Source organism: Algoriphagus lacus, from assembly GCF_003583985.1.
GTDB classification, from domain to species: Bacteria; Bacteroidota; Bacteroidia; order Cytophagales; family Cyclobacteriaceae; genus Algoriphagus; species Algoriphagus lacus.
In genome coordinates this window covers 772,859-785,537 of sequence record NZ_QXML01000001.1, presented here as the reverse complement: position 1 = coordinate 785,537, position 12,679 = coordinate 772,859, and the positions used below count along the sequence as shown (strand labels likewise).

The following is a 12,679-nucleotide window of genomic DNA, read 5'->3' as shown; positions in this document are numbered from 1 at the left end:
TGGGTTTATGCTGTTCGTAATCGGTTACTGCTTACTTCAGGCTGTGCACTTACCTCATCCGAGTGGTCTCCGCGACTCACACTCAGGATAATCCCCAGTGCTGTTCCGGTGAAAACCAAGGATGTTCCTCCCATACTCAGAAGTGGAAGTGGCAAACCTGTAATCGGCCCTAATCCCACAGCCACGGCCATATTGACCAAGGCTTGGATGACTAGGGCAAAACTCAATCCTGCGGAAAGCAAGCCTCCGAAGGCTTTATTGGAATTGGCCACGATGCGCATTCCTCTATAGAGAAGTGCGAGGTAGAGGAAGAGCACAGTCGCTCCGCCCACCAGGCCGTATTCTTCGATTATGATGGCGTATATAAAATCGGAGTAAGGATGCGGCAGGGAATTACGCTGTTCACTGTTTCCCGGACCTTTACCGGTGACTCCTCCGGTGGCAATAGCGATGTAGGATTGCTCTGCCTGAAAAGGAATCTTGCTATCGTCCTCCTTGGATTCCCAGAATGCCTCTATTCGTGACCAGAAAGTTTCGCCTCTTTGACCTGTGAAAACCGCAATGGTTAAACCCATCACCCCAACCATAACTACCAAAGCAAGGTATTTTACCGGCACCCGGCCGATGAACATGATCAATAAACAAGTGATTAAGAGCAGGATCGCTGTGGACATATTCGCCATTCCGATCAGCGCACAGATGAATCCGATGGAAAGAATGATTGGTAGGAATGTCCCTGTAAAATCCTGGATGTTGTTCTGACGCTTTGCCAACATCGCGGCAAGTGCAGCAATTAGGGAGAGCTTTGCCAAATCCGACGGCTGGAATGCCTGATTGATCACCGGAATGGTCAGCCAGCGGTTGGCGTCGTTGATATTTGATCCAAAGGCATAGGTAAAGGCCAACAGTGGAATCGACAAGTACATAAAAAGACGGGCATAAAGCGCATACTTTCTGTAAGGCATCTTGTGCGCCAGCCACATAACCACTAAGGAAATGAACACCAGGAAGGAATGACGGAACAGATACAGCTCGGTATTTCCACCTGCTGTTTTGTAGGCAAGAGTCCCGGTAGCAGAATACACCACCAGAATGCTGAACAAAGACAGCAAAATCACGATCGCCCAGATGATGGGATCGCCCTTAAACTGCTCGTCTATCCATGCCTTTAGCGTAGTCATGCTTCTTTTTTAGCTTTTAATTCCAATACCGCAGCGCGAAACTGCTCTCCGCGGTCTTCATAGTTTTTGAATAAGTCGAAACTTGCACAGGCCGGCGAGAGCAGAACCACCTCGCCTGATTTGGCCAAATCCTGACCCCAACTCACCGCTTCGCGGATATCCTGTGTTTCTTTGATCACTGGAATGATTCCGTTGAAAGCTTTCTTCAGCTTTTCATTGTCTTTGCCCAAGCAGATCAAAACCTTGACTTTACCGTCATTTACCAAGTCATTCAGGACTGAATAATCATTACCCTTGTCTACCCCTCCGGCTATCCAGATCATCGGATCGGTATAGCTTCCCAGAGCGTAGTAGGTGGATTCGACATTGGTTCCTTTGCTGTCATTGACAAATCGTACTCCGTCCACCGTGCGGATCAGTTCCATCCGGTGGGGTGCATTCTTGAAAATTTTATACCCTGCGATCAGTTGCTCCTGGGTCAATCCAGCCATCAAGGCTGCTGTACCGGAGCAAAGTGCATTCAAAATGTTATGCTTTCCTTGGATAGAAAGTCCGGAAACCGGAATGCTGGCTCGTTTTCCATTGGCGGAAATCTCCAACGTATTTCCATCGCTGTATCCACCTTTTACCTGCTTTGAAGCGAGCGAAATCCAGTGCAGATCCGCTTTTGGTTTTTTCAATTCCAAGCCCTTTTGAGAAAGCGGATCTTCCAGATAGAAAATAGACTTTTCCCGATGAGTCATGTTTTTGAACAGGCTCATCTTGGAGAGGATATAATTTTCGATTTGATAGTCGTAGCGGTCCAGGTGATCCGGGGTAATGTTGGTCAGAATAGCCACTTCCGGCTTGAAGCGTTCAATTCCGTCAATCTGAAAACTCGAAATCTCAATCACCCACCAGTCGTGATCCTTTTCCACCAGTTGTGCGGCCCAACTTTGACCTACATTTCCTGCAAGTCCTACATCAAGCCCTGCCTCTTTCAACAGGTGGTAAGTCAACAAAGTGGTGGTAGTCTTTCCGTTTGTACCGGTGATGGCTATGACTTTTCCAGCACTGTAATGACTTGCAAATTCCAGTTCATCAATGACCGGAATTCCTTCATTCATCGCCTTTTTCACCAAAGGAGCCTTGGTTGGAATACCCGGACTTTTAATGATCAGGTCTGAGGAAAGGATCTTCTGCTCGTCATGTCCTCCCTCTTCAAAACCAATCCCGGCAGTCTTCAGAGCAGCTTTTCTTTCCTCCGAAATCTGCCCCATATCAGATACCCAAACTCCATAGCCTTCCTTTCTGGCAAGCAATGCTGCTCCCACTCCACTTTCTCCAGCTCCAAGGATGGCAATCTGTTTCATTTTGACTTTATCTCAGTTTGAGGGTTGCGAGTGTAATTACTGCCAAAAGGATCCCTACAATCCAAAACCGGGTGACGATCTTGGCTTCATGGATTCCTTTCTTTTGATAATGATGATGCAAAGGTGACATCAGGAAAATCCTGCGCCCTTCGCCGTATTTCTTTCGGGTGTATTTGAAATAACTCACCTGAATCATGACACTGAGATTTTCGACCAAGAAAATCCCGCACATGATCGGAATAAGCAGTTCCTTACGAAGTGTCAGTGCCAAAACAGCTATCACACCACCCAACATCAGGGATCCTGTATCACCCATGAAAACCTGAGCCGGATAGGCGTTGTACCACAGAAATCCGATACAGGCACCGATAAATGCCGAGGCAAATATTACCAGCTCCCCGGAATTGGGGATATACATGATGTTCAGGTATTGGGAGAAAATGGCATTACCGCTCAGGTAAGCAAAAATCGCAATAGCCAATCCGATGATGGCTGAGGTCCCGGCCGCCAATCCGTCTATTCCATCCGTGATGTTTGCCCCGTTGGACACCGCGGTGATGATGAAAATCGCCACCAAGATATAAAGGACCGGAACCATGGACTCACCCATGAAACCCAGGATGTGTTCGTAATCCAGTTCGTTGTTTTTGACAAAAGGGATGGTGGTTTTCAAGGCCTTCACATCCTGGAAAGACGGCGTCTCCACCACTCCCTCCTCGATGGAAACCGGGGTGGAAAATTCCCGGATCACCACGTCATCATGGTAATAAAGTGTGGCGCCTACAATGATTCCAATGCCTACTTGACCTACAATCTTGAATCTTCCTTTCAACCCTTCCTTATTCTTGCGGAATACCTTGATGTAATCGTCCAAGAATCCGATCAGACCCAGCCAAATGGTGGAGATGAGCAAAAGGATGATGTAAATGTTATTCAGATTGGCAAAAAGAATGGTTGGGATCAAAATCGCCGCAATCATCATAAGACCTCCCATGGTAGGAGTCCCTTTCTTTTGAGACTGCCCTTCCAAACCCAAGTCACGGACTGTTTCTCCGATTTGTCTATTGCGGATCCAATCAATGATTTTGTGACCAAATGTGATTGTGATGATCAGGGAAAATACTGCCGCCATTCCCGCACGGAACGAGATGTAGCGAAACACGCCCGTTCCCGGGATGTCAAGCACTCGATCTAAGTAGTCAAAAATGGGATATAGCATATCAGGTATTAGTCAGTTGTTCTAAGATTTCGGATACTACTTCCGCATCATCAAAGTGATGTTTCACCCCTTTGATTTCCTGGTAATCTTCATGTCCTTTTCCTGCAATCAGAATGATGTCTCCCTTCCGGGAAAGCATAACTGCTGTTTTGATAGCCTCACGCCGGTCTTCGATGGTCAGTGTTTTTCTGACATCTGAAGGACTAACTCCAGCCTGCATATCCCGAAGGATATCCATTGGCTCCTCAAAACGGGGGTTATCAGAAGTGAAAATGGCTTTGTTGCTTTCAGTCACTGCGATTTTTGCCATGACAGGACGCTTGGTCTTGTCACGGTTTCCACCACAGCCTACCACAGTAATGAGTTGTTCATTTCCTGTTCGGACGCCGTTGATGGTTTTCAATACATTGTCCAACGCATCCGGCGTATGGGCATAATCGACGATGGCTGTGATTCCACCGATCGAAATCCGATCGAAACGCCCTTTTGCCCCACGGATTCCGGAAAGCGTTTGAAGGACTTCATCCTCATCCTCTCCCAGGAGCACAGCTACTCCGAGTACACCAAGCAAATTGTAGGCATTGAAAGCTCCGATCATCCGGAACCAAATCTGTTTGCCATGGATATCCAGTTCCAGACCCTCTAGGGTATTGGAAAGGATTTTTGCTTTGAAATCAGCGGAAGTTTTGAGTGCAAAAGTCTGATGAGTGGCCTTGCAGTTTTGGAGCATCACCGATCCTCGCTTATCATCCCCGTTTACCAGAGCGAAAGCATCCTTAGGCAACTCATCAAACAGCTTTTTCTTGGCCTTGATGTACTCATCAAAAGTCCCGTGATAATCCAGGTGATCGTGGGTAATGTTCGTAAATACCGCTCCAGCCAATTTCAACCCAGCAATCCGCTCCTGCACTATCGCATGTGAGCTTGCCTCCATGAAGCAATGTGTGCATCCTGAATCAACCATTTTGCGAAGCAGTGCCTGAACACTGACAGCATCCGGAGTGGTATGCGTAGCTGGGATCACCTCGGAATTGATTTTATTTTCCACGGTGGAAAGCAATCCGGTGCTGTAGCCCATCACTACAAAAAGCTGGTGCAAAAGCGTCACAGTGGTGGTCTTGCCGTTGGTTCCAGTGACGGCTACGACCTTGATTTTTTCCGAAGGATTGTCAAAGAAATTGGAAGCCATGATCCCCAAAGCCTTGGCAGAGTTGACCACCTGCACGTAAGTAATTCCCTCCTGAATAACTTCCGGAAGTCTTTCGCAAACAATGACGGTGGCTCCTTTTTCGAGCGCTGTGGATATGAACTCATGTCCGTCGACCTGAGTACCCGGAACTGCAACGAAAGCACTCCGCTCCTCCACTTTTCTGCTGTCAAAGACAATACCGCTCACCCTACGCTCCATGTCACCAATGGTCGAGGTTAGCGATACTTTGTATAAGATGTCCTTGAGTACTTTCATTTATCCTAATACCAGATTAATAGTTGCATTTGGGGTAAGTGGGGTACCGGGTGTCAGCGACTGAACCTGCACGCGGCCTTTCCCATTGTAATTCACTTTGAGTCCTTTATTCTCCAGGATAAAAAGCGCATCCCGAAGCGGCATTCCTGACACATCCGGCACGACTGGCTTTTCGGTGTCGTTGATTTTCAAATTGACCTTTTCGGCTACCGTTTCAGTTTTGACCCAATCTTCCGTGGTAGGACTTTTCGCGGAAATCTTCAATTCATCGAATATTTCCTGGAGCTCTTCTCCTTTTCCTGCACTGATGTAGGGCAGCTTGGATCCGAGATTTTCAGCCTGAAAAATTTTGGATTGGTCTACCGGATTCAACTCCATGTCCAATGCGAAAATGCGGTCCGCGATTTCCTTGAAAACAGGAGCAGAAACGTCCCCTCCATATGCCGCGAAGCCATTTGGACTGTCGATCACGACAATCATGCTATACTTGGGACGGTCAGCTGGAAAATATCCCGCAAAGCTGGTGTAGTAGGTCTCGGTATATTTTCCGTTGATGATTTTCTGGGCTGTCCCTGTTTTACCGGCGATTCTGTAGTCTTCGTTCAGGATGTTTTTTGCCGTACCTCTCAGCACCACCCCTTCCAAAAGTTCCTGAAGTTGTTTGATGGTTTTTTCGGAAGCGATTCGCTCGCGAACGACCTCAGGCTGATAAGTTTCCACCAAAGTATTTCCTCTACCAACCGCTTTTACAAACATCGGCTTCATCATGACGCCATTGTTTGCGACAGCATTGTAAAAAGCCAAGGTATGGATCGGGTTCAGTTTGGATTCATAGCCGATCGAAATCCAAGGCAAGGAAGTACCATACCAGGTTTTGGATCCCGGTTTTTTGAAGAAAGGCTTTCCTTCACCGGCCAATTGCAATCCAAATGGCTCAGATAAACCTGCTTTTTGCACATAGGCCATAAACTTGGATGGGCTGGAGCCAAAGTGCATATCCACAAGTTTGGAAATAGCCACATTGGAAGACTTCTCAAAAGCCTCACGAATGGTGATTGTACCGAAACCGCCATTTTTGGCGTCGTACATCGTCTGGTTATAGAACCGGTGGGCACCGTTTCCAGTTTCGATTTTTTCGTTGAGGCTGACTTTGTTTTCCTCCAGCAAAGCCAACATGGAAAGCAATTTGAATGTGGATCCAGGCTCAGTACTGCCGATGTCGCCTACTGCATAATTGTAGCTTTCAGAATAGCCTACTCCGCTTTTGTTGCGCTGAAGATTGGACATCGCTTTGACGTGACCAGTCTTCACTTCCATGACAATCACAGATCCAAAAGCAGCATTTCGGTCAGTCAGTTGTCTTCTCAAAGCTGTCTCTGCCACATCCTGAATGTTGACATCCAAGGTGGTAAATACATCATAGCCATTTTCCGGTTTGATGTCATCTGCATCAAACATCGGCTTCCAGCTTCCGCCTGAAAGCCGTTGAAAGAGTGCCTTTCCGTCTTTTCCTTTCAGGTAATTATTGAAGCTGTATTCGATCCCTGCGCCATATTGGTCTTCATTAAGAAAACCAACCGTACGGCTGGCAAGGGAATTAAATGGCCTGTATCGCTTCTCTACTTTTTCAAATATCACTCCGCCCCCAAGTCGACCTTCTCTGAAAATCGGCCAAGAGGTCATCTTCTGCATGTCCTGGTAGCCAATCTGCTTCCTGTTTAGGATCAAAAAACGCTTCTTGTCCACCCGGGCATCCTGAATCATCCGCTTGTAGGCCGTGGCTGATTTGTCCTTGTAAAAACCGGACAACAATCGGGAAAGTGAGTCGATTCCTGACTTGAATTTGGCTTCTTTAGCCATGGTCGGATCAATTGCTACCCGGTAAAAAGGTAAACTGGTAGCCAGCAAGCTGCCATCGGTCGCGTAAATGTTTCCACGCGTGGCAGGAACTTCCCGATATTGAAAATTGACCTGCTCTGCCTTTGCTCTCCACTTCTCCCCCTCCTTGAGCTGCACCACGGCGATCTTGTAAGGGATCGCACAGGCAGCCAAAGCCACCAGGATGAAAACCACCCTCACTCGGAGCACTATGGAGCGTTTGATGTTCACTTTTCTACCTCGATTTTGATCGGTGGCTGGTTCAATTCATAGATTTCAAGCTTGGCCACACGCTTAGCCACTTCGGACTGCATGCTGCTTTGCATATATTCTGCTTCCAGAGTGGTGACATCCGCACGGAGGTCTTCCACTTCCTGTTGAGCTTTTTCGATTTTCCGGGTCATACTTTCTGCCCGGTGGTTGCTGTAGATGTAGATCAGCGCAAGTATGACCAAGAATCCCACCGGAGGCACCAGCTGAACCGGAACGCCTTCACCGAGGATCCCTTTGACATCGAGCTTTTCTTCCATCCAGGTAAAAATGGTCTTTCCGGAACCTCCCTTTGGAGCGTTTCCGGCCTTTAGCTTTTTCTTAAAGGTGTTCTGACTCATTTCCCTACTTTTTTAGCAATTCTCAACTTGGCACTTCTTGCACGCGGATTAGCAGCGACTTCTGCCTCATCCGCTACGATTGCCCCTCTGGTCAAAGGCTCCAAAGGCCGAATCAGATTCCCGTAGAAATCCTTCTCAACCTCGCCTTGGAATTTTCCTTTCAGCATGAGGTTTTTGACCAACCGATCTTCCAGACTGTGGTAGCTCATCACAACCAATCTTCCTTCCGGTTTCAGCAAATCCACGGCACTCAGGAGCATCTCTTCCAATGCGCCCATTTCATCGTTCACTTCTATTCTCAATGCCTGAAAGACCTGAGCGTAGTATTTGAAATCTTTGCCACGCGGGGCAAATTTTTTCAGAAATGCTGTGAACCCCTCAGTCGTCTCAAATGGCCGTTGTGCCCGCTCAGCTACAATTGACTGCGCCAGAGTCTTGGCATTTTTTACTTCCCCGTAGATTCCAAGAATCTTATGAAGCTTTCCTTCGTCGTAGGTATTCAAGACCTCTTTGGCGCTTATCTCAGCAGATTGATTCATCCTCATATCGAGAGTTCCACTGAATCGGGTAGAAAAACCTCTCCCAGGTTCATCGATCTGATGGGATGAAATCCCCAAGTCTGCCAATATCCCATCTACCTTCTTGACCCCGTAAAGCCTGAGATAGCGTTTGATGTCCCGGAAATTGGCCTGCACAAAAGTGAAGCGGTCATCCTGAGGAGCATTGGCAAGCGCATCTTCATCCTGATCAAATCCATACAAATGACCTTTATCGAGATGCTTCAAAATCTCCCTGGAATGCCCACCTCCCCCAAAAGTCACGTCTACATAAATCCCATTGGGATCAATAGCCAAGCCTTCAGTGCATTGGGCGAGCATCACTGGGATATGATAAACAGACTCAGTCATAGCGCTTAGGAGAGATACTTTTCCATCAGGCCAGACAAGTCCGCCGGATCTACAATGATGTTTTTGAGGTAATTGTCAGGATTCCAGAGTTCGATTCGAGTGCCCATGCCAACGACAACTACATCCTTATCCAGACTGGCATAGGTTTGATAAAGCTTAGGAATCAGAAAGCGCCCGGTACTATCCAATTCCACCTCGACGATGGAATTGAAAAAAGATCGCTGCAGCATTCGCTGCTCGGGATTATTGATGTTGAGGGACTTGATCTGACTCTCCAGCTTTTTGTACTCCACCATGGGATAGAGTGCAAGGCATTTGTCTTCAGCCATGCGGAGCATGAGAGATACCCCATTAGCCTCCGGAATTGCCGCCTTAATTTTGGCAGGCAATACCAGACGCCCTTTGGGATCCAGCTTGCTATCGTATTGACTGTTGAACATATGCTAACTTCTATCAGGTAGAGTTTTTGGTAAAAACAAAAGTAATAAAATGACTTACACATTTTACCACTTTGCCCCACTTTTTCCCACTTTTGATTAAAAGTAGCCAAAAGTTTCATCCAAGCCAATATTTTCAAGAAAATTTCGTAGAAAATTTTACTGATATTCAGCGTCTTAGAAAGCAGGAAGTTTGATTTTAAAAAAGCCCAAAATGGGCCAGAATCGAAGATTTTATTATTGAAAAAGAGACATGAGCAACCTGAAAAATTTTGCTTGAGCAGAAAGTGGGAGATTTTCCCGGGAATTTGAAACACTATCCAAAAAGTGGGGGATTTTCCCGGGCGGACACAAAAAAACCTGCCCAATTGGACAGGTCTTTTTGAAGCATCAACACACAATTAATGATCAGTTTTCATCTTTTTTGAGTTCCTCCCGAAGCAGCTTTTGAAACTCCTCAAGCTTGGCTTCATGCTCTTTTTGCCAAACTTCCATTTTTTTCTGAAACTCTTCCATTTTTGGTTTTTGAGCAGCTTCCCACTCTTTCATTTTGAGTTCAAATTCCTTCATTTTTGGCTCCTGAGCCGCTTGCCATTCCTTCATTTTCAGCTCAAACTCCTTCATTTTTGGTTCAAACTCCTTCTTCCAAGCTTCCATCTTAGCCTCTCGCTCAGGCTCTCCTTCCTTCCATTTGGCCGCCCATTCTTCGGATCGTTTTGCAAATTCTTTAGCCTGTTCTTCGACGATTTTTGACCACTCATCTGACTTTTTAGCCATGTCTTTTGCTAATTTTTCTTTTTCCTCGGTGGTCATTTTTAAGGTATCGGAGAAGAAAAACTGAAAAGAATTGGGCCCGTCAAATTCAAATCCCATCGGAGGCATTGGAGGCATCGAAGGCATGGGCTCCATTGGAATCATTGCGAGGGCCTCAAATTCCATCGGAGGAAATTCAAGATTAAATTCAGGGACAGGGGCCATCTCGAATTCCTCAGGGAATACGGGAGGCATCGGGATATCCAAGTTTGGTACGTTTGGCATACCGACACTTCGAAATTGATCAAGCGCCAACTTGGTTTTACCGCTCAGGATAATGGTATCATTCCCTGAGAAAAGGGTGTCCTCTGAAATTCGGTATGAATTTTCTCCATCGGAGAAGACTATGACATGTTCCCCGAAGTGATAAAATCCCTTCTCATTAGGACCGGTATATTTCTTCTTGGTCAAGGTATCCATAGGGGTAGGTATGGATTCTGTCATCGGAATGATGGATTCCGGGGTTGATACTGCCTTGGGAGCATTTTGTTGCCCATTGGCCAATAGACCCAAGCTGAGCATAAGTGTGAACATCATAGGGATAGAAATAATAGGGTTTTGTGGATAGTTTTGAGCGGGGTAACCCAAGATTCGCTTGATGCGCTGAAGCGTCGGGTTTCTTTTTTTACTTGCCGCGAGGGCCAGTTCCGGTGGGTTTTGCTTTGCAAAATTGAGAACCTCCGCAAGACCAGTTGCCAGGTTTTTGGGCTCGATTCCTGCCTTAATTGCCAAGTCATCAGCGGCATTTTCACGAAGTTCTTTTACGGTTTGGTTCATCCACCAGTAGCAAGGATGATAAAAGAAAATCACTTCAAGTCCCGAAAGTACCAAGTTGATGAGGTAATCATTCCGCTTGACATGGGCGAGTTCGTGGGCAATAATTGCTTCCAACTGTACTGGAGACAGGTGAAAAATCAATCCTGCTGGCAAAAGAATAATTGGTTTGAATGTGCCAAAGGTCAATGGGGAAATCCCATAACGACTGATTCTCAACTGGACATCAATTTTGAGCCCCATTTTCCCAACCAATCGGTAGGCGATTTTTTGGAGTTGAAAATCAGAAACCGGAGTTGAAGATTTTCGAAGGCTTCTGATTTCAGAAAGGCTGTTTACCAATCGAAACAAAAACAAAAGGGAACCTAAAAACCAAGCGTTTACCAAGAGGGGAATATTCTGATTGATCCACCAAGTTGTTTTGACCATTGCGGCGTCTAATCCAACCTCAGTTGAGGAAATGGAGGGATCTGTATATAAAATCTGGAAATCGCTTGTGGAAAAAACCGGACGGGTTTCTATGGCATTGAATTCATATACGAATGTGCCCACCCCCGCGAAAATTGCAAGAAATAATGCACCTACCGCAATGGTGTATTTTACACCTGGAGCAGACCGATGAGCCAATTTCAAAACTCCCCAAAGGATGGCAGCTATCAAAACGAGTTGCCAAAGGGAGTGGACTAATGTCCAGCCTAATGCCTGGAGCAGGCTATCCGGTATCCAATCATTTAAAAGTCTCATGGTCAGTTGTTTTCCAGTTGGTCAAGAAATGCTCTAATCTCCTCTATTTCCGCCTTTGAGGGATTTTCCTGTCCCAAAGCTTGCATCACCAGTGACTTTGCCGAACCTCCAAAAGCGGTTGCCATGAGGTTTTTCACTAAGGACTGCTGCGTTTCGCCTTGCTTAATAGCCGGTCTATAGATATGAGTTCGGTTCTCTTCATCCCGGGTAACCATTCCTTTGGCATGCATGATTTGCATGATCTTTAGGGTAGTGGTATAGCCCGTGTCCTTAGTCTCGGCCAGGCGTTCATGAATTTGCCGCACGCTGGCTTCTTTCATCTCCCATAGGAGGGACAAAATCTCTAATTCTGCTTCAGTTGGTTTGCTCATGGCGATATTTACGATAGCTTTCGTACCAAAGTTATACGAAGTGTATCGTAATTTCAAAAAAAAGTACGACAATTATCGTATTAAAAAATGTTAAGGCTTGATTTACTGGTTTTTACTTGATTTTTTGAATAGCTCTTCTCCCTTTGGACTCAAGTGAATCGCGAAAAAGTTCTCCGATTTTTGGCCAGGCGCCGGCGATTTTTGCAAGGAATCCTCTAGTCTCGGGAATACAAACTTGGACTTTTGGCTTTTGCATCAATTCCAAAATCACCTTTGTAATGTCCTTGGGTTGAAGCACTTTTTCCGATCCACTAAAAGTAAGTTTGGACTCCTCCGGAAAATCCAATTGGGTAGTCAGCATGGGCGTATCTACCAAATCGGGACAAACAACTGAAACATCAACTCCATGCCCCAGGAACTCGGCAGCCACCGCCAAAGAGAATCCTCTCACAGCAAATTTGGAAGCGGTATACAAACTCAAGCCCGAAACTGGCGCTATTCCAGCAAGTGATGCAATATTGATAATGTGCCCAAACTCTTGGCCCTTCATTTCTTTTCCAATGATAGTGGTACCCAGCATAGTTCCTTTGGCATTCACATCCAGATGAAAATCAATGTCACTTAACTGGTAATCAGTCACAAAACCCGGACGGATGACTCCTGCTGAATTGATTAAGTGAGAAATGGGTAATCCCAAGTTTTTGGCGATTTCAATTGCCTGAAACCAGGTTTCAGCCTTTGAAACATCTCCTGAAAGGACTTGTACTGATGGGCGGCTCTTAAATTTCTCCAAAAGGCCAGTAATGTTGATGTCAATCAATAACAGCGGAATTTCCTTTTGTGAAAGCGCATCTGCCAAATTTAATCCAATGCCGCTGCCGGCACCGGTAATCAAAATCAGTGTTGGGTCCATTGTTTTTAACTGA

At 46.1% G+C, this 12,679-nt stretch carries 11 protein-coding genes; all 11 read right to left on the bottom strand.

Features of this window, described 5'->3' with window-relative positions; all coding sequences use genetic code 11:
• Window positions 1-5: 5 nt before the first annotated feature.
• A complete protein-coding gene (locus D0X99_RS03345) occupies window positions 6-1,181 on the bottom strand; it encodes an FtsW/RodA/SpoVE family cell cycle protein (RefSeq protein ID WP_119476209.1) in 1,176 nt (391 codons plus the stop codon).
• On the bottom strand, window positions 1,178-2,533 hold the full coding sequence (gene murD / locus D0X99_RS03340) for a UDP-N-acetylmuramoyl-L-alanine--D-glutamate ligase (RefSeq protein ID WP_119476208.1): 1,356 nt from the start codon (window positions 2,531-2,533) through the stop codon (window positions 1,178-1,180). Before murD ends, D0X99_RS03345 begins: the two co-directional genes overlap by 4 nt.
• 7 nt (window positions 2,534-2,540) lie before the next feature.
• A complete protein-coding gene (gene mraY, locus D0X99_RS03335; protein WP_119476207.1) occupies window positions 2,541-3,752 on the bottom strand; it encodes a phospho-N-acetylmuramoyl-pentapeptide-transferase in 1,212 nt (403 codons plus the stop codon).
• 1 nt (window position 3,753) lies between these two features.
• Complete coding sequence (locus tag D0X99_RS03330) at window positions 3,754-5,217, bottom strand: UDP-N-acetylmuramoyl-L-alanyl-D-glutamate--2,6-diaminopimelate ligase (RefSeq protein ID WP_119476206.1); 1,464 nt, start codon at window positions 5,215-5,217, stop codon at window positions 3,754-3,756.
• On the bottom strand, window positions 5,218-7,326 hold the full coding sequence (locus D0X99_RS03325) for a penicillin-binding protein (RefSeq protein ID WP_119476205.1): 2,109 nt from the start codon (window positions 7,324-7,326) through the stop codon (window positions 5,218-5,220).
• Window positions 7,323-7,706 carry an FtsL-like putative cell division protein gene (locus D0X99_RS03320; RefSeq protein ID WP_119476204.1) on the bottom strand — a complete coding sequence of 128 codons (384 nt, stop codon included), beginning with the start codon at window positions 7,704-7,706 and terminating at the stop codon, window positions 7,323-7,325. Before D0X99_RS03320 ends, D0X99_RS03325 begins: the two co-directional genes overlap by 4 nt.
• Window positions 7,703-8,614, bottom strand: a complete 912-nt coding sequence (gene rsmH, locus D0X99_RS03315; protein WP_119476203.1) for a 16S rRNA (cytosine(1402)-N(4))-methyltransferase RsmH — start codon at window positions 8,612-8,614, stop codon at window positions 7,703-7,705. The genes D0X99_RS03320 and rsmH overlap by 4 nt, the downstream gene beginning before the upstream one ends.
• Window positions 8,615-8,619: 5 nt before the next feature.
• Window positions 8,620-9,054, bottom strand: a complete 435-nt coding sequence (mraZ, locus tag D0X99_RS03310) for a division/cell wall cluster transcriptional repressor MraZ (RefSeq protein WP_119476202.1) — start codon at window positions 9,052-9,054, stop codon at window positions 8,620-8,622.
• A 405-nt stretch (window positions 9,055-9,459) separates the two neighbouring features.
• Window positions 9,460-11,382 (bottom strand): M56 family metallopeptidase, encoded by a 1,923-nt coding sequence (locus tag D0X99_RS03305; RefSeq protein ID WP_119476201.1) that lies wholly within the window; start codon window positions 11,380-11,382, stop codon window positions 9,460-9,462.
• Between the two features lie 2 nt (window positions 11,383-11,384).
• Window positions 11,385-11,753 carry a BlaI/MecI/CopY family transcriptional regulator gene (locus D0X99_RS03300; protein WP_119476200.1) on the bottom strand — a complete coding sequence of 123 codons (369 nt, stop codon included), beginning with the start codon at window positions 11,751-11,753 and terminating at the stop codon, window positions 11,385-11,387.
• A 112-nt stretch (window positions 11,754-11,865) separates the two neighbouring features.
• Window positions 11,866-12,666, bottom strand: coding sequence for an SDR family NAD(P)-dependent oxidoreductase (locus D0X99_RS03295; protein WP_119476199.1), 801 nt, complete (start codon window positions 12,664-12,666; stop codon window positions 11,866-11,868).
• Window positions 12,667-12,679 lie beyond the last annotated feature (13 nt).

Bases quoted from the DNA above. Each gene is read 5' to 3' on its own strand.
- D0X99_RS03345 (WP_119476209.1), bottom strand. From the start codon at position 1,181: ATGACTACGCTAAAGGCATGGATAGACGAGCAGTTTAAGGGCGATCCC.
- murD (WP_119476208.1), bottom strand. From the start codon at position 2,533: ATGAAACAGATTGCCATCCTTGGAGCTGGAGAAAGTGGAGTGGGAGCA.
- mraY (WP_119476207.1), bottom strand. From the start codon at position 3,752: ATGCTATATCCCATTTTTGACTACTTAGATCGAGTGCTTGACATCCCG.
- D0X99_RS03330 (WP_119476206.1), bottom strand. From the start codon at position 5,217: ATGAAAGTACTCAAGGACATCTTATACAAAGTATCGCTAACCTCGACC.
- D0X99_RS03320 (WP_119476204.1), bottom strand. From the start codon at position 7,706: ATGAGTCAGAACACCTTTAAGAAAAAGCTAAAGGCCGGAAACGCTCCA.
- rsmH (WP_119476203.1), bottom strand. From the start codon at position 8,614: ATGACTGAGTCTGTTTATCATATCCCAGTGATGCTCGCCCAATGCACT.
- mraZ (WP_119476202.1), bottom strand. From the start codon at position 9,054: ATGTTCAACAGTCAATACGATAGCAAGCTGGATCCCAAAGGGCGTCTG.
- D0X99_RS03305 (WP_119476201.1), bottom strand. From the start codon at position 11,382: ATGAGACTTTTAAATGATTGGATACCGGATAGCCTGCTCCAGGCATTA.
- D0X99_RS03300 (WP_119476200.1), bottom strand. From the start codon at position 11,753: ATGAGCAAACCAACTGAAGCAGAATTAGAGATTTTGTCCCTCCTATGG.
- D0X99_RS03295 (WP_119476199.1), bottom strand. From the start codon at position 12,666: ATGGACCCAACACTGATTTTGATTACCGGTGCCGGCAGCGGCATTGGA.